The organism is Streptomyces sp. NPDC002790 (assembly GCF_040295505.1).
Taxonomy (GTDB): domain Bacteria; phylum Actinomycetota; class Actinomycetes; order Streptomycetales; family Streptomycetaceae; genus Streptomyces.
The window spans coordinates 12,396-33,741 of the sequence record NZ_JBEOVM010000013.1 but is presented as its reverse complement, the minus strand read 5'-3'; the positions used below and the strand labels follow the sequence as shown (position 1 = coordinate 33,741).

Sequence of the window (21,346 nt, the reverse complement as noted above, 5' to 3'; positions counted from 1 at the left end):
ACCGGGGCAGCGCCTGTGCGTACCGCTGACGGTTACTGGTTCTGCGGCGGCAGCGCGGCGATGAAGGGATAGTCCTTGTCGATCAGGCCCATCTTCGAGGCACCACCGGGCGAACCGAGATCGTCGAAGAACTCGACGTTCGCCTTGTAGTAGTCCTTCCACTCCTCAGGAGTGTCGTCCTCGTAGAAGATCGCCTCGACCGGGCAGACCGGCTCACAGGCGCCACAGTCGACGCATTCATCCGGGTGGATGTACAAGGACCGCTTGCCCTCGTAGATGCAGTCGACCGGGCACTCCTCGATGCACGCCTTGTCCTTGACGTCGACACAAGGCTGCGCGATGACGTAGGTCACGCTGTCGTTCCTCCTCGATAGGGCGCTGGCGGGCCTCCGCAGGCTCCGCCGCCTGGCGCGCGGGAGCGCGGCGTCGTCGATGCCCGCCTCTAGTATCTCCGTTCCTGGCCATGATCCGAACAGGAGGGGTGGGGCGAGCTGTGGAATTCACTGCGGGCGGACGCCTGGAAGTTCGCATTTCAGGTGATGACGTGGGGAAACGCGTCTCTGTGCGACGGGTGAGCGGGGACGGTTCCGCGGGTCGAAAGTTCACCGACACCGTCGGAGTTCTCACATCGTGGAACGATGGTGTGCTCCTCGTCACACGGAGAAACGGTGAAGGTGTGCGGATCGAGGAGTCCACGCTGGTCGCGGGGAAGGTCGTGCCGGCCGCGCCCGCGCGTCGCCGCGGCCCCTCGGCCACGTACCCGGAGCTCGCTCGCGTCGCCTCGCGCGCGTGGCAGCCGATCGAGAGCGAGCGGCTCGGCGAGTGGGAGCTGCGCGCCTCCGAAGGTTTCACCCGGCGGGCGAACTCCGTACTCCCCTTGGGGGATCCCGGCCGTCCGCTCGACGACGCGCTGAGCCGCGTACAGGAGTGGTACGCGGCCCGTGGCCTACCGGCGTACGCGCAGACGGCGACCGGGGCCGAGGGGGCGCAGGAGGTGCTGTGCGCGGGGCTTGAGGAGCGCGGGTGGGCGCGCGAGGTGAGCGCAGAGCTGCGGATCGCGGCGCTCGCGCCCATCGGGGACGCGCCGGACGCGCCGCACGTGTCGCTGAGCCGCGAGCCGGACGAGGCGTGGCTCGCGCGGTACCAGCGCAAGGGGGCGAGCGAGGTCGCGCTGAAGGTGCTGTGCGCCGGCCCCTCGGTGTGGTTCGCGACCGTGCCGGGCGACGGTGGCGTGCCCGCCGCGATCGGGCGGTGCGTGGTCGACGGGCGGTGGGCCGGGTTCGCCGCCGTCGAGGTCGACCCTGCGTACCGCCGCAGGGGACTCGCCACGGACGTGATGACGGTGCTCGCCCGGCAGGCGCTCGACGAGGGCGCGTCGGCGGCCTGGCTCCAGGTCGAGGCGGACAACGCGGGTGCACACGCCCTCTACGACCGCATGGGTTTCGCCACGCATCACGCGTACCACCACTACCGTGCTCCGGAACGGCGTGACGGTTGATGCCGTAGCGACGAATGCCGTACTGATCGATGTAGCGATCGGCCTGAAAGGGCACGAGGCACGTATGTCCCCCCACCTTTCCCCCCGTTCCACGGAACTGCGGCGGCGGTTCGCCGAAGAGGCGCGGGCCGAGCGGCCCGATCTGGCGCAGCTGTGTCTGCTGCTCGCCGCGCAGGGCGACGCCTCGCTCGACGAGGCCGGCATGGACGCCGTGCAGATCGAGCTGGACGAGCTCGCCGGTCGGCTGCCGTACCGGCCGGGGTCGCCGCACGGCTGGGCCACCGCGTGCGCGGAGCTGCTCGGCGCACGCGCCGGCTTCCACGGCACGCCGAACGACTACCAGCGGCTCGAGTCGTCCCTCCTGCACGAGGTCGTACGGCGCCGCAGAGGGCTGCCGATCCTCTTGTCGGTGGTGTGGCTGGAGGTGGCCCGGCGGGCGGGCGCGCCGGTGTGCGGGGTGGCCCTGCCGGGGCACTTCGTGGTCGGCTTCGGCCCCACCGACGAGCAGGTGCTGGCCGATCCGTTCGACGGCGGGCGGGTCCTTACGGGGTCCGACGCGCAGACGCTCGTGGCGGGGGCGACAGGCGGCCCGCTGGATCCGTCGATGCTGCGGCCCGCCGATCCGCTGGACGTGGTGCTGCGGATCCTCAACAACATCCGGGCCTGGGCGGCGACGCGGCCCGAGCGCTCCGACGTGTCGCTGTGGGCCGTGGAACTGTCGCTGCTGCTGCCCGCCCACCCGGCGCGACTGCGCTACGAGCGGGCCCAGCTCCTCGTACGCCGCGCGGACTTCGTGACCGGGGCGGTGGAGCTGGAGGCGTACGCGGACGTGGTCGGGGCCGTCGACGAGACGGCGGCGGAGTCGGTGCGGGAGCAGGCGCGGGCGGCCCGCGCGATGCTGAACTGAGCCGCCGGGCCGCCGGGAGTCACAGCCAGCCCTTGTCCCGCGCCGCGGCCACCGCCTCCGCCCTGTTGCGGACCGCCAGCTTCTGGATCGCCATCGACAGGTAGTTGCGGACCGTGCCCTGCGACAGGTGCAGCGCGGTCGCCAGCTCCGCGTTGGTGCGGCCGTCCGCCGCCGCGCGCAGCACCTCGCGCTCGCGGTCGGTGAGCGGGTTCGCGCCCTCCGCGAGGGCCGCCGCGGCGAGCGTGGGGTCGATGACACGTTCGCCCGCGAGCACCTTCCGTACGGCGTCGGCGAGTTGCGCGGCCGGGGCGTCCTTGACCAGGAACGCGGCCGCGCCCGCCTCCATGGCGCTGCGCAGATAGCCGGGCCGACCGAAGGTGGTGAGTACGACGACCTTCAACCCCGGGAGCGCCGCACGCAGTTGGGCGGCCGCCTCGATGCCCGTGCAGCCCGGCATCTCGATGTCGAGGAGCGCCACGTCCACGGCGTGCGCGCGGGCCGCGGCCAGGACCTCGTCGCCGCGCGCCACCTGCGCGACGACCTCGATGTCCGCCTCGAGTCCGAGCAGCGCGGCGAGCGCCTCGCGCACCATGGACTGGTCCTCGGCCAACAGCACCTTGATCACGCTCATGCGGCGGATCCTAGACGTCCGCGGAGGCGGCCGGGACCCGGGCCACCAGACGGAAGCCTCCCCCGCGTGCCGCGCCCGTCTCCAGGGTGCCGCCGACCGCGGTGAGTCGTTCGGTGAGGCCGGTGAGGCCGTTGCCCGGCGGCGTCCCGGACGGGCCGGAGCCGTCGTCCTCCACGGTCAGTTCGACCTGGGGTCCTTCGAGGGTCTGACGCCGGGTGACCTCGATGACGCAGCGCCGTGCGCCACTGTGCCGTACGACGTTGGTGACGGCCTCGCGCAGCGTCCAGGCGAGCGCCGACTCGGGTGTCTCGGGCAGCTCCGGGGTCTCGGACGGCACGTCCGCGGCGACGCCCGCCGCGGTCAGCGCGGCCTGGGCGCCCGCGAGTTCGGTGGCGAGCCGGGCGCGCCGGTAGCCGCTGACGGCCTCGCGCACGTCGACCAGGGCCTGCCGGCTGACCTTCTCGATGTCGGCTACCTGGTCGGCCGCCTTGTCGGGGTGGTCGGGCAGCATCCGCCCCGCGAGCTCGCTCTTGAGCGTGATCAGCGACAGCGAATGGCCGAGCAGATCGTGCAGGTCGCGGGCGAGGCGCAGGCGCTCCTCGTTGGCGGCGAGCTGGGCGACCCGGGCGCGCGCCTGGCGCAACTCCCGTGTCGTGCGCACCAGTCGGCGTACGCCCGTCATGGAGAAGCCGCCCAGCAGCGCGGAGACGACCAGACCGATGTCGGGTCCCGCCCCGAGGTGCAGGGCGAGCGCCACCATCACGCCGGTCACCACGAGGATCATGATCTGTGCTTGCCGCATGGGCAGCACGGCCCCGCAGCCGACGGCGACGTACACGAAGAGCACCAGCCAGGACTCGCCGAGCGTCAGGCAGAGCACGCAGGCGAGCACGGGCAGGAGGCCGAGCACCGAGACCACGACGGCGCGGGCGAACGGGCGGTTCGTGTGCCGGAACACCAGCACCAGGTACGTGAGCGTGAACGCGCCGAGCCCCGCCCAGCCGAACACGGTGCCCACCGTGCTGTGGTGGCCCGCCGCCAGGTCGCCGACCGGGTCGCCGAGGAAGACCAGCCACACGCCGATCCACAGCGCTTTCACGAACAACTCGCGTCGGTTCGACGGCGCTCGGCCGGCCTCCGCCCACTCCCCTGGCTCGCTCACGCCTTCAACGTGTCCTTCCGGTACAGCCAGGCCGCGCCTCCCGCGAAGAGCAGGAAGTACGCGACGAGCAGTGCGACGTCCTTGGCCTCGGGGGCGCCACCCAGCTCGATGGCCTGGCCGAGGGCAGCGTACGCGTGAGTGGGCAGCCATTCCGCGATGTTCTGGAGCCACTGCGGGAATCCGGTCGTCGGCATCCACAGGCCGCCCAGGATCGAGAGCCCGAAGTACGTGATCATCGTGATCGGCCGGACGGCGTCGCCGGAGGCGAGATAGCCGATGGCCACGCCGAGCGCGGCGAAGACGAGGCTGCCGACCCAGATCGAACCGGTGAGCGCGAGCCACTGCCAGGCGTCGAACCGTACGTCCTTGAAGGCCGCGGCCACGACGAAGACGACCACGATGGACGGGAGCGAGACGACGGCGGCGCTCGCGGTCTTCGCGAGGACGTAGCCGCGTCCGGGCAGCGGGGTGAGCCGCAACTGCCGCACCCAGCCGTTCTCCCGCTCCTTCGCGATGCGCTCGCTGTTGCCCATGAGGACGGCGGTGAGCGCCCCGAAGGAGGCCATCGAGACCATCATGAACGCGGGCACGTTCAGGCCCGTTCCGTCGACCATACTGGTGCTGTCCGCCTTGCCCGCGATCAGCAGGAAGAGGACGGACGGGTAGATCACGGAAAAGAACAGGAACTTCCGGTTGCGCAGGGCGCGGGTGAGTTCGAGCTTGATCAGGCTGTTCATGCCGTTCATCGGGTCTTGGCCTCCTCGGCCTCGGTGATCGCCACGAAGGCCTGTTCCAGGCCGAGTCCGGCGACTTCGAGATTGCGCGGGTAGACGCCGAGTCCGTAGAGCGCGTGCACGGTCGCGTCGGCGTCGGTGGACTGGATGCGGACGGTCTGCCCGCTGACGGATACGCCGGTCAGGAACGGGAGGCCCTTGATGGCGGGTTCGTCGATCGCGCCCTCCAGGTCGAAGGAGACCCGCCGCGCTCCCGCCTTCGCCTTGATCTCGGCGGCCGTGCCGTCGGCGAGGAGGCGGCCGCGGTGCAGCACGAGGACACGGTCGGCGATCGCGTCCGCCTCCTCCAGGTAGTGCGTGGCGAACAGCACGGTGCGGCCCTGGTCCGCCTGCTCGCGCATGGTCGCCCAGAACGCCTGCCGGGCGCTCACGTCCATGCCGGTCGTCGGCTCGTCGAGGACGATGAGGTCGCTGTCGCCCGCCGTGGCGAGGGCGAAGCGGACGCGCTGTTCCTGGCCGCCGGAGAGCTTGTTGACCTTGCGGTCGGCGATCTGCGTGAGTCCGGCGCGGGCCAGCACCTCGTCGGCCGGGTACGGCTTCGGGTGCAGGGCGCAGCCGAGCCGGACGAGTTCGCGCACGGTCACCTCGTCCATCAGGCCGCCGCTCTGGAGCATGGCGCCGACCCGTCCTGCCGTGATCGCCTCGCGCGGGCTCGTGCCGAAGACACGGACCTCGCCGGTGTCGGCGGGGCGCAGGCCGAGGAGCAGGTCGAGGGTGGTGGACTTGCCCGCCCCGTTCGGGCCGAGCAGGGCGACGGTCTCGCCCGCGTGCAGTTCGAGGCCCAGGTCGTCGACCGCCCGCACGGTGCCGTACGTCTTCGTCACCCCGCTGAAGGTGACCGCTGCGTGTGTCGTCATGGCATTCAGCGTCGCCGCTGGGCGGGGGTGCGCGGCAGTGTCGTCAAGCGTGAGTCCCGCATGACGGATGTCATGCGGGACTCGTGACCCGGGTGCGAGTGCGCGGGTGCGCGGGTGTGCGGGTGTGCGGGCCGAGCTATCCGGCGTTCGTCTGGATCTCCGCGGTGCGCTCCGCCGCGGTCTTGCCGAGCAGCGCCTTACCGATGGCGGCGGCCACGTCCGTGGGCTGGACCGGCGTCTTCTTGCCGGTGCCGCGGGTGACCAGGACGCCGTCGAAGGTGTTGCCGTAGAGCTGCTTGAGCACCGGGAGGTTGTACTTCTCGACCAGCTTCCCGTTGACCGGCTGGACGCTCAGGATCTTCGGCAGCGACTTGTCGGGACCGAACTGGATCGAGGCGCCACCCGCCTTGACCGTGACCAGTCCGGACATCGCGGGCTCGGCGAACTGCTGCATCTTCCGGTCGACCTCGGCGTCCGGGATCGTCGGCTTCTGCGTCGACGTCGCCAGCGGGACCGCTCCGGAGGCGCCGGTCTCGACCTGCGCGTTGTACGCGTCCTTGACGGCGGCGGCCGACTGGGCGAGGTCGAGCCCCTTGCCGGTCTTGCCGTAGACGGGAACGGCCTTGCCCGGCGCGAACTTGATCGTGCCGTCGCCGGACGCGGCGGCGCCGCCCGCGGCCCGCTGCAGGGACGCGGCCAGCTTCTCCTCGTCGACGGGCATGACCGGGGCCACGACCCGCTCGTTGCCGAACAGCGAGCCGATCACCGAGACCGGGTTGTAGTCGCTTCCCGCGGCAGCGGCCACGGTCGACGCGGTGTCGAAGGAGAGGCCCGCCTGGGCCGGCTGCATCGCCACGGTCTTGCCGCCGACCTGCAGCTTCAGCGCCTGCTGGGTGCGCTTGCCGAGGGCGTTCTCGAGCTTGCTGGTCGCCTCGTCGCGGGTGCCGCCACCGATGTCGACGCCCGCGACGGTGGTGCCCTTCGGGACGTCGGCGTGGTTCATCAACAGGCCCGCGCCGTACGCGCAGGTGGCCACGACGACGACGCCCACGCCGAGCAGCACCAGCTTGTTGCGGCCCTTCTTCTTGGGCGCGGGGGTGGACGGCACCGGGTCGGGCAGCTTCGGCGGGGTGTGCACCGCGGGGCCGTCCGGGCCCTGCTGGAACGGGTCGGAGGCGCCGGGGGACTTGGGGCCGCCACCCTCCGAGGGGACGACGCGCATGCCGCTGGTGAGCGTGTCACCCGAGACGTTGTTGCCCCTGGTGTTGCCGCCCGCGGGCGGCTCCGGGGCCGGCTTCTGCGGCGTGAGGATCGCGGTGTCGTCGCTCATCCGCGGCGGCGACTGACCGGCACCGGGGACCAGCGGGTTGGGGACGCCGGGCGGCACCATCGGGCCGTCGCCCGCGGCCGGGCCCGTGGTGGGGCCGGTGGGCCCTTCGCCACGGTCGGGCGCGCCCGGGTCCTGGTTGGCGTTGGCGTTGGCGTTGGCGTTGGCGGAGAAGAACGGCAGGTCGTCGCGGGGTCCCGGTGGTCCGCCCGCGCCGAGGGGCCCGGCCGCCACGGCACCGGACACGTCAAACCCTCCGGACGAGCCACCCGAAGTACCACCCGAAGTACCGGGCGGGCCGCCACCGTTGGATCCCGGAGCGGGCGGCGTGGGCGCGCCACCCGCACCGCCACGCGGCTTGCGCGGCGCGAACCACTCACTCGTCCGCTCCTCGCGCTGAGGCGCGGGAGTGGGGGTGGGCTCCTCAAGCCCCGCCGGCGCTTGAGGCGCGGGGTCCGGGGCAGAGCCCCGCGACGTAGGACCGGCGGGCGGACCCGCAGCCCCGGGGACCGGATCCGCACCGCCCTTCGGCGCCCCGTCGACATCGCTCATCGGCGTGCGCATGACGACCGGCGGGATCGGCCGGGAGCCGGGGATGTTGATCCGGATCCGGGTCGTCAGCGTCGTCTCGGTCTTGGGTGACTCCGGGGCATCCTGGTCGCCCGGCGGCGTCGGACCGGCGTCATCGGACGCCGCGCCCTGCGCGGGCGATCCGTACGGAGGCGTCCCCGACGGGTAGGCGGCAGCGCCGCGCCCCTGGGGCCCGGAGGACGAACTGTCAGTTTCACGGCTCAAGGCAGGTTCTCCCGGTTGGCTCCGCCGCCCGTCTCGACCTCTCGCGGGCTGCTCGGCGGCGCGCACCACCATACTGGCCGCCGCCGGAAGTCACTGTGCGACGGATGACGAATCCGGAACCGCACGCGCCGCACGACGACCCAAAGTGCTACGTCACTTCCCAAGTCGGGCGGCGGGCGCGGGTGGTTGCCCGGGCAGCCAGAAGGTGGCGCACATCACAGCGACTGCCATCCCTCCGAGGAGGAAGAGGTACGAGCCGGCTCCCGCGCCGAACAGAAAGTCGCCCTCGGGACGGCTCGCGGTGAGCAGGATCACCGCGAGCACCCAGCCCGCCGCGGGCGCGACCGCCCCCGCGCGACCGCCCGCGATTCGCGCCCCTCCGTGGAACAGCCCGGCCGCCCCGACGAGCGCGAGCAGCAACCCGCCCGGGAACCAGCCCCCTTGGACGAGCGCCCCGCCGACCGCGAGGACCGCGCCGAGGACGAAAAGGGCAAGCAGGACGATCGTCCGCCCCGCACCGAACCCGCCGAAACTGAAGGGCAGGTCGCCCCCCTGCGCCACCGACCCGCCGGGAGCCGCCTTGCCGCCGGCCGCCGCGGCCCGCCCGTTCCTGTCGCCGCTCATCGCTCGGTCACTCCCTCAAGGCCCTCGAACAGGTCTTTCTCGTAAGGCGATCCGGGCTCGCCCCGCACCAACTCGTAGTACTCGATGTCGAACAGCGGCTGCGCGAGATCGTTGGAGAGCGCGAAGACGCCGCGTACCTCCGGCACGTCGACCTGGGTGGCGTGCGCGCGCATCGCGGCCGCCTTCCGCTCCGCGTACGGCCGCCCGTCGATCGCCGCGGTGATCCGCTCGTCGGCGACGACGCCCGGCACGTCGTCCACCACGGCGGCGACGTCGAAGGGTGTGGCGTCGAGCACGCCCGCGAGCCACCGGAACCGCTCCTCGGCGACCGTGCGCGGCACGCGGTTCCAGTAGACCTTGGCGATCGCGTGCGGCTCCCCGAGCTCGCTCCGGAAGGTGGCGTCCGCGGCGAGCTCGACGGCGCGCGTCGCGACGCGGTGGGCCTGGATGTGGTCGGGGTGCCCGTACCCCCCGTCGGGGTCGTACGTGATCAGGACCTGCGGGCGGGTCTCGCGGATCACGGCGACGAGGTGGGCCGCGGCCTCGTCGAGGTCGGCGGCCCAGAAGGCACTCTCCCGCCCGTTCTGCGGGGCGCCCATCATTCCGGAGTCGCGGAACCGTCCGGGGCCGCCCAGGAAGCGGTGGTCGGTGACGCCGAGCTCCTTCATGGCAACGGTCAACTCGCCGATCCGGTGCGGGCCGAGGAGATCCTCCCGGTCAGGGGCGAGATGAGCCAGTTCGCCCGGAATGACCTCGCCCTCCTCGCCGAGCGTGCAGGTCACCAGCGTGACCTGGGCGCCTTCGGCGGCGTACTTGGCCATGGTGGCGCCATTGTTGATCGACTCGTCGTCGGGGTGCGCATGCACGAGGAGCAGGCGCCTACCTGGCATTTCCGTCATGCCCATAGCGTAGAACGCCCCACTGACACCGGGCCGACGGCCGGTGTCGCTAGAACTTGATGCCGCCGACCATGTCCGCCACGTTCGTCGTCAGCTCCTTGATCGTGGGAGCGACGGACGAACTCGCCAGGTAGAAACCCAGGAGCACACACACGACCGCGTGCCCCGCTTTCAGTCCCGACTTCTTGATCAGGATGAAGACGATGATCGCGAACAGCACCACGGCCGAGATCGAGAGTGCCACAGCGGTCCTCCTCCAAAGTGATCCGGTCGCCGACGGACTCGTACCCACACAGCGCTAACGATCATAACTATCCGTACCCGCGCACGAGTCGCGATCAGGGAGCACCCGATGCGACCGGGAGCGCACGGGGGGCGCGCACGCACCATCGCCCGCTCGTCGGCACCGAATGTTCACGGCGGCCCGCCTCCAGCCGGATCCGAACACGACAGTCGACCGTGGCCGGCCCGATCCGCCGGAACAGCCCTGGAGTCTGCCGTTCGGGCCAGGCCTGATCCGAACGGCAGGCCCTAGGCTGCCTGGATGACCATCGAGACCTTTCCCCGTCAGCACGCGCGTACCCAGCGCTTCACGTTGGGGGCGCCGCGTGCCTTCACGGTGGCGCCGGACGGTGAGCGTGTCGTCTTCTTGCGTTCCTCCTCGGGTACCGATCGGGCGAACGCGCTGTGGGTGCTTGACGTGGCGGGTGGTCAGGAGCGGGTGGCCGCCGACCCGGTGGCCCTGCTCGGCGGGGCGGCGGAGAAGCTGTCGGACGCGGAGCGGGCCCGGCGCGAGCGCAGCCGTGAGGGCGGCGCGGGCATCGTGGGCTACGCGACGGACGCCGCCGCCGAGTTGGCCGCTTTCGCCCTGTCGGGGCGCCTGTTCACGGCCGAGCTGCGGGTGGGCACCGCCCGGGAACTCCGGGTGCCGGGCCCCGTGTTGGACCCGCGCCCCTCCCCCGACGGGCGGCACATCGCGTACGTCACCCGGGGCGCGCTGCGCGTCGTCGGCGCGGAGGGCGAGAACGACCGGGCGCTCGCGGAGCCGGAGTCGGAGACCGTGACATACGGGCTCGCTGAGTTCGTCGCGGCCGAGGAGATGTCCCGGTTCCGCGGCCATTGGTGGTCGCCCGATTCGGACCGGCTGCTCGTGGCCCGCGCCGACGACGCGGACGTGCGGCGCTGGTGGATCGCCGACCCCGCGCACCCGGACCGGGAGCCGGCGCGCGTCGCCTACCCGCGCGCCGGTACGCCCAACGCCGAGGTGCGCCTCTTCGCGTACGACCTCGAAGGCAACCGCAACGAGGTGACCTGGGACCGCAGGGCGTACCCGTACCTGGCCCGCGTGCACTGGTCGGCGGACGGCGCCCCGCTGCTCCTGGTCCAGGCCCGCGACCAGCGCAGCGCGCTCTACCTCGCGGTGAACACGGACGACGGTTCGACGCGGATGGTGCACGCCGACGAGGACGACGTGTGGCTGGAGCTGCTGCCCGGTGTGCCGTGCTGGTCGCCGAGCGGGCAGCTCGTACGGATCGCCGACGAGGGCGGCGCGCGGGTCCTCGCAGTGGGCGAACGGCTGCTGACCACATCTCAGTTGCACGTCCGGGCGGTGCTCGACGTGGGCGAGAGCGACGTGCTCGTCTCCGCCTCTGCCGGGGTCGACGCCGCGTCCCCCGAGACCGGCGAGGTGCACGTGTACCGGGTCAACGAGCTCGGGGTGCGGCGCGTCTCCGAGGAGCCCGGCGTGCACTCCGCGGTGCGCTCCGGCGACGGCTCCGTCAGCGTGCTCGTCTCGGCGACACCCGACTCACCCGGCGCGCGTGCGCGCGTGGAGCGCGAGGGCAAGCACGTCGCCACTGTCGTCTCGCACGCCGACCGCCCGCTGCTCACCCCGCGCCTGACGCTCACGGAGGCCGAGGGCATCCCGTGCGCTGTTCTCCTGCCCTCCTCTTACGAGGAGGGGGACGGCCCGCTGCCGGTCCTCATGGACCCGTACGGCGGCCCGCACGGGCAGCGCGTCGTGGCCGCGCACAACCCGCATCTGACCTCGCAGTGGTTCGCCGACCAGGGCTTCGCGGTGATCGTCGCGGACGGCCGGGGCACCCCCGGCATCTCGCCCGCCCGTGAGAAGGCCATCGCGGGCGACCACACCGTCACCCTCGACGACCAGGTCACCGCGCTGCACGCGCTGGCGGACCGCTTCCCGCTCGACCTGTCCAAGGTGGCGATCCGCGGCTGGAGTTACGGCGGCTTCCTGGCGGGACTCGCGGTGCTGCGCCGGCCGGACGTGTTCCACGCGGCGGTCGCGGGCGCCCCGGTGACCGACCAGCGGCTCTACGACACCCACTACACCGAGCGGTACCTGGGCGATCCGGCGGCGAACCCGGAGGCGTACGCGAAGAGTTCCCTGGTGACGGACGACGGGCTCTCGGACCCGGCCGAGCCGCACCGGCCGATGCTGATCATCCACGGTCTCGCCGACGACAACGTGGTCGTGGCGCACTCCCTGCGGCTGTCCTCCGCGCTGCTCGCCGCGGGCCGCCCGCACGAGGTGCTCCCGCTGTCCGGTGTGACCCACATGACGCCCCAGGAGCAGGTCGCCGAGAACCTGCTGCTGTTCCAGGTCGACTTCCTGAAGCGGTCGTTGGGGCTGTAGGGCGTGTCGGCCAGGGCCTACGGCAACCGGGCCGGAGCGACATGCGCTCCGGCCCGGCTCACGGCACCCGCACGGCCGTACGCGAGACACTCTGACGCGGTGACATATCGGCGCCGCTTCGGCCGGATTGCCTGCGTGTAAAGACGTGTAAAGACCCGTCAGGCCCCTACTCCGTCGGCACAATCTGCTTCTCTTCCGCGAAGTGGCAGGCCGACGGGTGACTGGCCGGGGTGTCGCCGCCCCGGAAGACCTCGGGCACGGCGAGCAGCGGCTCCTCGTCCACGCAGCGCTGCTGCGCCTTCCAGCAGCGGGTGCGGAAGTGGCAGCCGGAGGGCGGGTTGGCGGGCGAGGGCACGTCGCCGGAGAGCAGGATGCGCTCGCGCCCCTCGCGCGCTTCCGGGTCGGGCACCGGCACCGCCGACAACAGCGCCTGCGTGTAGGGGTGCGTCGGGTGGTCGTAGATCTCGGCGTCCGAGCCGATCTCGACGATCCGGCCCAGGTACATGACGCCGACCCGATCCGAGATGTGCCGCACGATGGACAGGTCGTGCGCGATGAAGACGTAGCTCAGGTCGAACTCGTTCTGGAGCCGGTCCATCAGGTTGACCACCTGCGCCTGCACCGACACGTCGAGCGCGGACACCGGCTCGTCCGCGACGATGATCTCGGGGCGCAGCGCGAGCCCGCGCGCGATGCCGATGCGCTGGCGCTGGCCGCCGGAGAACTGGTGCGGGTAGCGGTTGATGTACTCGGGGTTGAGGCCGACGACGTCCAGCAGGTCCTGGACCTTCTTCCTGCGGTCGCCCTTCGGGGCCACCTCGGGATGGATCTCGTACGGCTCCCCGATGATGTCGCCGACCGTCATCCGCGGGTTCAGGGACGTGTACGGGTCCTGGAACACCATCTGGATGTTGCGGCGGACGGCCTTCAGGGCGCGGCCGGACAGTGTGGTGATGTCCTCGCCCTTGTACGTGATGACGCCGGCCGTGGGGCGTTCGAGGTTGACCAGCATCTTCGCGACGGTGGACTTGCCGCAGCCGGACTCGCCGACGATGCCGAGCGTCTCGCCCTGCCCGAGGTCGAAGTCCACCCCGTCGACGGCCTTCACCGAGCCGATCTGCTTCTTGACGAGGACGCCCCTGGTGAGCGGGTAGTGCTTGGTCAACCCGCGTACCTGGAGGAGCGGTTCGTGTCCGGAGGCCGAGCCGTGCGCCGCGTAGTCGTTCTCGGAGTGCGCCTTGCGCAGGAGGTGCTCGGCGATCCGGCCCTCGCGCTTCAGGTCGTCCTTGCTCACGTGCTTACCGTGTTGCGGCATCGAGCGTCTCCTTCCAGAAGTGGCAGGCGCTGCGACGGTTCTCGGAGACGCGGGCGAGCGGCGGGACGTCCGTGCGGCACACGTCCTGGGCCATCGGGCAGCGCGGGTTGAAGGCGCAGCCGGGCGGGATGTTCATGAGGTTCGGCGGGAGCCCCTTGATGGCGAAGAGCTCCTGCCCCTTCTGGTCGAGGCGCGGGATCGACTCGAGGAGGCCCTTGGTGTACGGGTGTGCGGGCGCCTTGTAGATCTCGTGCACCGGCGCCGTCTCCACGATCCGGCCCGCGTACATCACGGCGATCTTGTCGGCGACGTCCGCCACGACACCCAGGTCGTGGGTGATGAGGATGAGCCCCATGTTGAGCTCGCGCTGCAACTCGGCGAGGAGGTCCATCACCTGGGCCTGCACGGTGACGTCGAGGGCCGTTGTCGGTTCGTCCGCGATGATCAGCGAGGGCTCCAGGGCGAGCGCCATCGCGATCATGATGCGCTGGCGCATACCGCCGGAGAACTGGTGTGGGTACTGGCTCACCCGCTCCTTCGCGGCCGGGATGCGCACCCGGTCCATCAGCTCGACGGCCCTGGCCCGCGCGGCCTTCTTGGACATCCCCTTGTGCACGACGAACATCTCGCCGAGCTGCTCCCCCACAGTGAGCACGGGGTTGAGGGAGGACAGCGCGTCCTGGAAGATCATCGCCATCTCGGCGCCGCGGATCTTCCGCCGCTCCTCCTCCTTGAGGTTCAGCAGGTCCTTGCCCTTGAAGAGGATCTCGCCACTGGCGATCCGGCCCGGCGGCATGTCGAGGATGCCCATGACGGCCTGCGCCGTGACGGACTTCCCGCTTCCCGACTCGCCGAGCACGGCGAGCGTCTCGCCCTCGTCGACGGTGTAGTTGACGCCGTTGACCGCCTTGGCGACTCCGTCGCGCGTACGGAACTCGACGTGCAGGTCGCGTACTTCCAACAGGTTCGTGTTCGCCACGGTCGGCTACCTCAGCTTGGGGTCGAGGGCGTCGCGCACCGCGTCGCCGAGCATGATGAACGCGAGCACCGTGAGGGCCAGCGCTCCCGCCGGATACAGCAGCATGTGCGGGGCGTTGCGGATGTACGGGGCGGCGTTCGAGATGTCGATGCCCCAGGAGACCGCGGGCGGCTTGAGGCCGACGCCGAGGAACGAGAGCGTCGCCTCCAGGGCGATGAACGTGCCGAGCGCGATGGTCGCGACGACGATCACGGGGGCGACGGCGTTCGGCAGGATGTGGCGCAGCAGGATCCGGGAGTTGGCGGCGCCGAGGGTGCGCGCGGCGTGCACGTAGTCGTTCTCCTTGACCGTGATCACGGAGCCGCGGGCGATACGGAAGATCTGCGGCCAGCCGAGCAGCACGATGAATCCGACCACCGGCCACACGGTCGTCGACGTCACCACCGACAGCAGGACGAGGCCGCCGAGGATGACGGGGATGCCGAAGAAGATGTCGGCGCCGCGGGAGATCACGGCGTCCGCCCAGCGCCCGTAGAACCCGGCGAGCGCCCCGAGGATCCCGCCGAGCAGGGCCACACCGAGGGTGGCGAAGACGCCGACGGTGATCGAGGCCCGGGCCCCGTAGACCGTGCGCGTGTACAGGTCGCAGCCCTGCGCGTCGTAGCCGAAGGGGTGTCCCGAGGTGGATGTGTCCTGGCCGTGCGCGAGGTCGCAGTCGTTGGGGTCGCCGCTCGCAAGGAGCTGCGGCCAGATCGCGACGACGACCAGGAACAGGATGATCAGCGCTGAGATGATGAAGACCGGGTTGCGGCGCAGCGAGCGCCAGGCGTCCGACCACAGGGAGCGCGCGGGCCCCTCGGCGCCGCCGCCCTCGGGCGTCCCAGGCGTCAGCTGGGCCTCGACGGTGACCGGAGTGACGGGCTCAGGCATAGCGAATCCTCGGGTCAAGGACGGCGTAGAGCAGGTCGACGATGAGGTTGGCGAGCAGGAAGACGATCACCAGGACGGTCACGAAGCCGACCACGGTCGGCGAGGACTGGTGCAGGATGCCCTGGTAGAGCTGGTAGCCGACGCCGCGGATGTTGAAGATCCGCTCGGTCACGATGGCGCCGCCCATCAGGGCGCCGATGTCGGTGCCGATGAACGTGACCACCGGGATCAGCGAGTTGCGCAGCAGGTGCCGCCAGATGATGCGGCGCCGCGGCAGGCCCTTGGCGACGGCGGTGCGGACGTAGTCGGAGCGGGCGTTGTCGGCGACGGAGGTCCGGGTCAGCCGGGTCACGTACGCCAACGACACGGACGCGAGGACGAGGCCCGGCAGGATCAGCTCGCTCAGCGGCGCCTCATACGCCACCGAGGGCTTGACGATCCCCCACTCCATGCCGAACAGGAGCTGGGCGACGAGTCCGGTCACGAACGTCGGCACGGAGATCACGACCAGCGTCAGGACGAGGACGCCCGTGTCGATGGGCTTGCCGCGGCGCAGGCCCGTGATGACGCCGAGGCCGATGCCGATGACGATCTCGAAGACGATCGCCACGAACGTCAGCTTGATGGTGACGGGGTAGGCGCGCAGCATCAGGTCGGCGACGGAGTCCCCGTTGAAGGCGGTGCCGAAGTCGCCCTGGAAGATGTTGCCGAGGTAGATCAGGTACTGCTGCACCAGCGGCTTGTCGAGGTGGAACTGCTCGCGCAGCGCCGCCTGGGTGGCCGGGTCGCAGGCCTTGTCGCCGCAGAGCGCCGCGGTCGGGTCGCCCATGACGTTGACCATGAGGAAGATCAGCAGCGTGGTGCCGATGAACACCGGGATCATCTGCAGCAGCCGTCGGATCACATAACGCCCCATGGCACCTCCCTCACGTCAGCCGAGCGGTCGTGGTTCTCAGTCATTGACGGTCATCTCCTCGAAGACCGGCACGCTGAAGGGGTTGAGCTTCACGTCGTGCACGCGGGAGCCGTAGACGGCGGTGCCGTTCTGGTACCAGAGGGGGATCGCCGGGAGCTGCTCGGCGAGGATCCGCTCGGAGTCCTGGAAGTCCTTGATCGCGTTCTTCGGGTCCGGGTCCGCGTTGGCCTTGTTGATCAGCGCGTCGAACCGCTTGTCGCTCCACTTGCCGTCGTTGCTGGGGGCGCCCGTGGTGTAGACGGGCTGCAGGAAGTTCTGGATCAGCGGGTAGTCCATCTGCCAGCCGCTGCGGAACGGGCCGCTGAACTTGCCGCTCTGGATCTGCGTACGGAAGTCGGCGAAGGTGCCCACCGGGTTGCCGACGCAGGCCTTCGAGTCGCCCATGACCCGGTTGACGCTGTTGCAGATGGCGTCGATCCACTGCTTGTGGTTGCCGGTGTCGGCGTTGTAGCTGAGGACGAGTTTCCCGCCGGGGAAGCCGCCGCCCTCGTCGATCAGCTGCTTGGCCTTCTTGGGGTCGTACTCGCAGCGGTCGCCGCAGATGTCGGGGTTGTAGCCGCCCTCCTTGCGGAGCACGGGGGACGTCCAGTCCTTGGCCGGGATCCGGGTCTTCTGGAAGATCTTGTCGGTGATCTGCTCGCGGTTGATGGCGAGCGAGATGCCGCGGCGGACCTTGAGGGCGTCGGCGGTGGCCCACTCCTTGTCGTACATGGGGAACATCAGCGTCTGGATGATGCCGGCGGGAGTGTTGATGTACCGGTTGCCGATGTCCTTGTGGAGATTGCTGAGCTGCTCGGCCGGCACGGCGTCGGTCACGTCGAGCTGGCCGGCCACGACATCGGTGTACGCGGTGTTGTCGTCGGTGTAGACGAGCAGGTCGACGCCCTTGTTGCGGGGCTTGGCACCGTTGTAGTCGTGGTTGAGCCGCAGCTTCATGCGGCCGCCGCGCTCGTAGTTGGTCACCTCGTAGGGGCCGTTGCCGAACGGCTTCTCCAGCCACTCGTCGTGGTCGGTGAAGAACTTCTTCGGCAGCGGGGAGAACGCGGCGTAGCCGAGCATGTCGGGGAAGAGCGAGAACTTCTGGTTGAGCTCGACCGTGAAGTGCGTGTCGTCGACGACCTTGAGCCCCGACAGCTTCTTCGCCGTGGGCTTCCCCTTCACGGGGTGGACCTTGTCGTAGCCGTCGATATAGCCGAAGAAGTCGGCGCCGATCTGCGCGTTCGGCAGGTAGGCGGCGTAGTTCCAGGCGTCGACGAACGACTGCGAGGTGACCTTCGTGCCGTCCGCGAACTTCCAGCCGTCCTTCAGCGTGACCTTGAAGTTCTGCGCGTCGTCGCTCTTGATCGACTTGGCGACGGCGTACTCGGGCTCGGCGGTGACGGGGTCGTAGATCTTGAGACCCCGGAAGATCATGTCGAGGACCTTGCCGCCGTTGACCTCATTGGTGTTCGCGGGTTCCAGCGGGTTCTGCGGGTCGCCCCACTTCGCGCGCACGACACCCGACTCGGTGGCGGTGGCGCCGCAGGACGCGAGCCAGGGCACGGCCAGCACCAGGGCGGCGGCCAGGGCACCGGTACGCAGGCCGAGGCGCATCAGGGTCCTCCAGAGGGCGTTACGGGGACGAGCCTTGGGCCCATTGGACCCGCGGGTCGACCACTACGCCTGTTTTGTCACCCATCTGGGGGCGGGCGTGCCGCGTCCGGACATGCCGATGCCCGGCCCCGGTGAGAACACCAGGGCCGGGCATCGGGCGGAGGTCAGGACTTGTCGTCGCCCTCGAGGGCCGCGAGGGCGGGGTCGAGGACGATGTCCTGCCCACGTGCCTCGACGGTCGGGTCCTCCGGGAAGTGACAGGCCGTGAGGTGCCCTGCCTTGTTGCCGGAGAGCTGGACCAGCGGGGGCTCGTCCGTGGCGCACTTGTCCTGCGCCTTCCAGCAGCGCGTACGGAAGCGGCAGCCCGACGGCGGGGAGATCGGCGAGGGCACGTCGCCCTCGAGCCGGATCCGCTCCCGCTTCTCGACGTCGAGGTCCGCCTCCGGCACGGCCGACATCAGCGCGTGCGTGTACGGGTGCCGCGGGCGGTTGTAGAGCGAGTCGCGGTCCGCGATCTCCATGATCTTGCCGAGGTACATCACGGCGACGCGCTGCGAGAAGTGCCGCACGATGGCCAGGTCGTGGGCGATGAAGACGAACGCGATGCCCATCTCCCGCTGAACCTTCTGGAGGAGGTTCACCACCTGCGCCTGGATCGACACGTCGAGCGCCGAGACCGGCTCGTCGGCGACGATCAGCTTCGGCTCCAGGGCCACGGCGCGGGCGACCCCGATGCGCTGGCGCTGACCGCCGGAGAACTCGTGCGGGAACCGGTTGTAGTGCTCCGGGTTGAGGCCGACGATCTCCAGGAGCTCACGCACCCGCTTCTCGCGGCCACCGGGCGGATTGATCCCGTTGATCTCCATCGGTCCCGCGATGATCGAACCGACCGTCTGCCGCGGGTTCAGGGACGCGTACGGGTCCTGGAAGATCATCTGGATCTCGGACCTGATCGGCGCCAGCTGCTTGCGCTTCGCGTGGCTGATGTCCTGGCCCTTGTACGTGATCGTGCCCTGCGTGGGCTCGTACAAGCGGGTCAGCAGCCGGCCCGTGGTCGACTTGCCGCAGCCGGACTCGCCGACCAGGCCCAGGCTCTCGCCCGCATAGACCTCCAGGTCCACGCCGTCGACGGCCTTGACCGCGCCGACGGTGCGGCGGATCGGGAAGCCGCCCTTGATCGGGAAGTGCTTCTGCAGGTCCCGGACCTGGAGCAGCGGTTCGGCACCGCTGTCGCGCTGGTCGGGGATCGCGTCGGCGACCGCCGTGGTGGTGTTGCTCTTGTTCTCGCTCATGGTCATGCCCCAGTCGCCGGTTTCAGCTCAGCCCAGCCGGGGCTGAATCGTCTCGATGAACACCTGCTGCTTCTGGTCCGCCGTCAGGTGACAGGCGGAGCCACGACCCTGCGGAAGCTGCGGCCGCTCGCCCGAGCAGCGTTCGCCCGACACCTTGTCGGTGAAGGCGCAGCGCGGGTGGAACGGGCAGCCCGAGGGCGGATTCAGCAGCGACGGCGGCGAACCGGGGATCGGCATCAGCGGCTCGTCGATGTCCGAGGTGAGGCGCGGCATCGAACCCAACAGGCCCCAGGTGTAGGGGTGCTGAGGGTTCTTGAGCACCTCGCGCACGCTTCCGCGCTCGACGGCCCGGCCCGCGTACATCACGAGCAGGTCGTCGGCCATGTTCGCGACGACACCCAGGTCGTGCGTGATCATGATGATCGCGGAGCCGAACTCCTGCTGCAGGTCCTTGAGCAGGTCGAGGATCTGCGCCTGGACGGTCACGTCGAGGGCCGTGGTCGGCTCGTCGGCGATGAGCAGTTCGGGGTTGCAGGCGAGCGACATGGCGATCATGGCGCGCTGGCGCATACCGCCGGAGAACTGGTGCGGGTAGTCGTCGACGCGCTGCTTGGGCTGCGGGATGCCGACCTTCCCGAGCATCTCGATGGCGCGGTCCCGGGCCTCCTTCTTGGAGGCGCCGGTGTGCTTGCGGAACGGCTCGGCGATCTGCCGCCCCACCGTGTAGTACGGCGACAGGGCGGTCAGCGAGTCCTGGAAGATCATCGCCATCTTGTTGCCGCGGAGCTTCTCCAGCTCGGACTCCGTGGCGGTGAGAAGTTCCTTGCCGTCAAGGAGGATCTCACCGTCGATGGTGGTGTTCGTCTTGGAGTGCAGGCCGAGCACGGTCAGGTTGGTGACCGACTTGCCGGATCCGGACTCGCCGACGATGCCGAGCGTCTTGCCGCGCTCCAGGTCGAAGGAGAGGCCGTCCACCGCCTTGACGGCGCCGTCCTCGGTGGAGAACTGCACCCGCAGGTCGCGTACCGACAAGAACGCGTCGGAACCGGTCGGGGCCGGAGCGTCCTCGGGCTTGGTGAGTGTGGTCACTGGGGTTCTCCTAGGACAGCCGCACGCGCGGGTCGATCACGGCGTACAGGGCGTCCACGACGACATTGCAGATGATGATGAAGGCGGCGCTGAGCAGCATCACGCCCATGAGGACCGGCAGGTCCTTGTTGGTGACCGAGTCGATCGCCAGACGGCCGAGTCCCGCGAGGTTGAAGGTCAGTTCGGTGACCATGCCGCCGCTGAGCAGTGCCGCGATGTCCATGCCGAGGATCGTGATGATCGGGATGAGCGAGCCACGCCAGGCGTACCGGAAGAAGACGAAGCGACTGCTCATCCCCTTGGCCTTGGCGGCTCTGACGTGTTCCTCCTGGAGCTGCTCGATCATCGAGGAGCGCGACATTCGGGTGTAGTTGGCGGTGAAGATCGTCGCCATCACGACCCAGGGGATCAGCAGCCCCATGAACCAGGAGCCCGGGTTCTCCGTGAACGGCACGTACTTGGGCGCCTTCAGCCAGCCGGTGCTGTAGACGAAGATGCCCAGCACGATCGGGCCGAGCAGGTAGATCTGGAACGAGCTGGTCACCAGCGAGGCGCCGGAGACGGCCTTGTCGATCCAGGTGCCGCGGAAGCGGGCGGCGAGCAGTCCCGCGCCGAGGCCGGCGATGAGGAAGACGACCATGCCGCCGATCATGAGCGAGACGGTCAGCGGGAGACGGTCCATCATCGTGTCCCAGACCATCTGGTTGTTCCTGAACGAGACACCGAAGCACGGCGCGGCACAGTGGCCCACCCCGAAGTCACGTCCCGCGAAGATCCCGACCAGGAAGTTCCAGTACTGAACCGGCACCGGGGAGTCGAGCCCGAGGTTCTTGTGAATGAGCTCCAGCGCGTCCGGGGTGCAGTTCTTGCCGCACGCGAGCGTCGCCGGGTCCTGTGGGATGGCGAAGTACATGAAGAACGTGAAGGCGCTGATCAGCAGGAGGATGAGTGCTGCGCCAGACGTCCGGCGTATGAGAAATCGAAGCATGGCAGAAAGCTGCTCTCAGGACGGCGGCGGTGGG

At 70.2% G+C, this 21,346-nt stretch carries 20 protein-coding genes; 3 read left to right on the top strand and 17 right to left on the bottom strand.

All coding sequences use genetic code 11. From position 1 onward, the window contains the following. Positions 1 to 32: 32 nt before the first annotated feature. A complete protein-coding gene (fdxA, locus tag ABT004_RS09680) occupies positions 33 to 353 on the bottom strand; it encodes a ferredoxin (RefSeq protein ID WP_266713752.1) in 321 nt (106 codons plus the stop codon). A 140-nt stretch (positions 354 to 493) separates the two neighbouring features. On the opposite strand from fdxA, the gene ABT004_RS09675 reads away from it, so the two are divergent. Both ABT004_RS09675 and ABT004_RS09670 read left to right on the top strand, forming a co-directional pair. Next, positions 494 to 1,498 (top strand): GNAT family N-acetyltransferase, encoded by a 1,005-nt coding sequence (locus tag ABT004_RS09675; RefSeq protein ID WP_351333424.1) that lies wholly within the window; start codon positions 494 to 496, stop codon positions 1,496 to 1,498. Between the two features lie 64 nt (positions 1,499 to 1,562). Then, positions 1,563 to 2,405: a transglutaminase-like and tetratricopeptide repeat-containing protein gene (locus ABT004_RS09670; RefSeq protein ID WP_351333422.1), complete on the top strand. Its 843-nt coding sequence runs from the start codon at positions 1,563 to 1,565 to the stop codon at positions 2,403 to 2,405. A gap of 19 nt (positions 2,406 to 2,424) precedes the next feature. On the opposite strand, the gene ABT004_RS09665 is transcribed toward ABT004_RS09670, so the two are convergent. The 8 genes from ABT004_RS09665 to ABT004_RS09630 all read right to left on the bottom strand — a co-directional run bounded on the left by ABT004_RS09665 (position 2,425) and on the right by ABT004_RS09630 (position 9,738). Continuing rightward, complete coding sequence (locus ABT004_RS09665) at positions 2,425 to 3,036, bottom strand: response regulator (protein WP_351333420.1); 612 nt, start codon at positions 3,034 to 3,036, stop codon at positions 2,425 to 2,427. Between the two features lie 10 nt (positions 3,037 to 3,046). Further along, positions 3,047 to 4,198: a sensor histidine kinase gene (locus ABT004_RS09660; RefSeq protein ID WP_351333417.1), complete on the bottom strand. Its 1,152-nt coding sequence runs from the start codon at positions 4,196 to 4,198 to the stop codon at positions 3,047 to 3,049. After that, entirely contained in the window at positions 4,195 to 4,935 is a 741-nt protein-coding gene (locus tag ABT004_RS09655) for an ABC transporter permease (protein WP_351333589.1), read from the bottom strand. The genes ABT004_RS09660 and ABT004_RS09655 overlap by 4 nt, the downstream gene beginning before the upstream one ends. 5 nt (positions 4,936 to 4,940) lie before the next feature. Then, complete coding sequence (locus ABT004_RS09650) at positions 4,941 to 5,849, bottom strand: ABC transporter ATP-binding protein (protein ID WP_351333414.1); 909 nt, start codon at positions 5,847 to 5,849, stop codon at positions 4,941 to 4,943. 136 nt (positions 5,850 to 5,985) lie between these two features. After that, positions 5,986 to 7,971, bottom strand: coding sequence for a hypothetical protein (locus ABT004_RS09645; protein ID WP_351333411.1), 1,986 nt, complete (start codon positions 7,969 to 7,971; stop codon positions 5,986 to 5,988). A gap of 153 nt (positions 7,972 to 8,124) precedes the next feature. Continuing rightward, entirely contained in the window at positions 8,125 to 8,595 is a 471-nt protein-coding gene (locus tag ABT004_RS09640) for a DUF6113 family protein (protein ID WP_351333408.1), read from the bottom strand. Next, positions 8,592 to 9,494: an N-acetyl-1-D-myo-inositol-2-amino-2-deoxy-alpha-D-glucopyranoside deacetylase gene (gene mshB, locus ABT004_RS09635; protein WP_351333405.1), complete on the bottom strand. Its 903-nt coding sequence runs from the start codon at positions 9,492 to 9,494 to the stop codon at positions 8,592 to 8,594. Before mshB ends, ABT004_RS09640 begins: the two co-directional genes overlap by 4 nt. A 49-nt stretch (positions 9,495 to 9,543) precedes the next feature. Next, positions 9,544 to 9,738, bottom strand: coding sequence for a hypothetical protein (locus ABT004_RS09630; RefSeq protein ID WP_351333402.1), 195 nt, complete (start codon positions 9,736 to 9,738; stop codon positions 9,544 to 9,546). A 300-nt stretch (positions 9,739 to 10,038) separates the two neighbouring features. On the opposite strand from ABT004_RS09630, the gene ABT004_RS09625 reads away from it, so the two are divergent. Beyond that, complete coding sequence (locus ABT004_RS09625; protein ID WP_351333399.1) at positions 10,039 to 12,150, top strand: S9 family peptidase; 2,112 nt, start codon at positions 10,039 to 10,041, stop codon at positions 12,148 to 12,150. 166 nt (positions 12,151 to 12,316) lie between these two features. Here ABT004_RS09625 and ABT004_RS09620 read toward each other — a convergent pair whose 3' ends face one another. The 8 genes from ABT004_RS09620 to ABT004_RS09585 all read right to left on the bottom strand — a co-directional run bounded on the left by ABT004_RS09620 (position 12,317) and on the right by ABT004_RS09585 (position 21,312). Next, a complete protein-coding gene (locus ABT004_RS09620; RefSeq protein ID WP_351333396.1) occupies positions 12,317 to 13,465 on the bottom strand; it encodes an ABC transporter ATP-binding protein in 1,149 nt (382 codons plus the stop codon). After that, positions 13,449 to 14,444 (bottom strand): ABC transporter ATP-binding protein, encoded by a 996-nt coding sequence (locus ABT004_RS09615; RefSeq protein ID WP_451190529.1) that lies wholly within the window; start codon positions 14,442 to 14,444, stop codon positions 13,449 to 13,451. The genes ABT004_RS09620 and ABT004_RS09615 overlap by 17 nt, the downstream gene beginning before the upstream one ends. Before the next feature lie 6 nt (positions 14,445 to 14,450). Further along, the gene (locus tag ABT004_RS09610; protein ID WP_351333393.1) at positions 14,451 to 15,374 is read right to left on the bottom strand and encodes an ABC transporter permease; all 924 of its coding nucleotides are present in this window, start codon (positions 15,372 to 15,374) and stop codon (positions 14,451 to 14,453) included. Continuing rightward, positions 15,367 to 16,290 (bottom strand): ABC transporter permease, encoded by a 924-nt coding sequence (locus ABT004_RS09605; protein WP_351333390.1) that lies wholly within the window; start codon positions 16,288 to 16,290, stop codon positions 15,367 to 15,369. The genes ABT004_RS09610 and ABT004_RS09605 overlap by 8 nt, the downstream gene beginning before the upstream one ends. 36 nt (positions 16,291 to 16,326) lie before the next feature. Next, complete coding sequence (locus ABT004_RS09600; RefSeq protein WP_351333387.1) at positions 16,327 to 17,943, bottom strand: peptide ABC transporter substrate-binding protein; 1,617 nt, start codon at positions 17,941 to 17,943, stop codon at positions 16,327 to 16,329. Positions 17,944 to 18,107: 164 nt separating this feature from the next. Next, positions 18,108 to 19,235, bottom strand: coding sequence for an ABC transporter ATP-binding protein (locus ABT004_RS09595; protein ID WP_351333384.1), 1,128 nt, complete (start codon positions 19,233 to 19,235; stop codon positions 18,108 to 18,110). 27 nt (positions 19,236 to 19,262) lie between these two features. Continuing rightward, positions 19,263 to 20,324, bottom strand: a complete 1,062-nt coding sequence (locus tag ABT004_RS09590) for an ABC transporter ATP-binding protein (RefSeq protein WP_351333381.1) — start codon at positions 20,322 to 20,324, stop codon at positions 19,263 to 19,265. A 10-nt stretch (positions 20,325 to 20,334) separates the two neighbouring features. Next, positions 20,335 to 21,312 (bottom strand): ABC transporter permease, encoded by a 978-nt coding sequence (locus tag ABT004_RS09585; RefSeq protein ID WP_351333378.1) that lies wholly within the window; start codon positions 21,310 to 21,312, stop codon positions 20,335 to 20,337. Between the last annotated feature and the right edge of the window lie 34 nt (positions 21,313 to 21,346).

Coding starts and splice junctions, on each gene's coding strand:
- ABT004_RS09670 (WP_351333422.1), top strand. CDS start 1,563: ATGTCCCCCCACCTTTCCCCCCGTTCCACGGAACTGCGGCGGCGGTTC.
- ABT004_RS09665 (WP_351333420.1), bottom strand. CDS start 3,036: ATGAGCGTGATCAAGGTGCTGTTGGCCGAGGACCAGTCCATGGTGCGC.
- ABT004_RS09655 (WP_351333589.1), bottom strand. CDS start 4,935: ATGAACAGCCTGATCAAGCTCGAACTCACCCGCGCCCTGCGCAACCGG.
- ABT004_RS09650 (WP_351333414.1), bottom strand. CDS start 5,849: ATGACGACACACGCAGCGGTCACCTTCAGCGGGGTGACGAAGACGTAC.
- ABT004_RS09640 (WP_351333408.1), bottom strand. CDS start 8,595: ATGAGCGGCGACAGGAACGGGCGGGCCGCGGCGGCCGGCGGCAAGGCG.
- mshB (WP_351333405.1), bottom strand. CDS start 9,494: ATGACGGAAATGCCAGGTAGGCGCCTGCTCCTCGTGCATGCGCACCCC.
- ABT004_RS09625 (WP_351333399.1), top strand. CDS start 10,039: ATGACCATCGAGACCTTTCCCCGTCAGCACGCGCGTACCCAGCGCTTC.
- ABT004_RS09620 (WP_351333396.1), bottom strand. CDS start 13,465: ATGCCGCAACACGGTAAGCACGTGAGCAAGGACGACCTGAAGCGCGAG.
- ABT004_RS09610 (WP_351333393.1), bottom strand. CDS start 15,374: ATGCCTGAGCCCGTCACTCCGGTCACCGTCGAGGCCCAGCTGACGCCT.
- ABT004_RS09605 (WP_351333390.1), bottom strand. CDS start 16,290: ATGGGGCGTTATGTGATCCGACGGCTGCTGCAGATGATCCCGGTGTTC.
- ABT004_RS09600 (WP_351333387.1), bottom strand. CDS start 17,943: ATGCGCCTCGGCCTGCGTACCGGTGCCCTGGCCGCCGCCCTGGTGCTG.
- ABT004_RS09595 (WP_351333384.1), bottom strand. CDS start 19,235: ATGAGCGAGAACAAGAGCAACACCACCACGGCGGTCGCCGACGCGATC.
- ABT004_RS09585 (WP_351333378.1), bottom strand. CDS start 21,312: ATGCTTCGATTTCTCATACGCCGGACGTCTGGCGCAGCACTCATCCTC.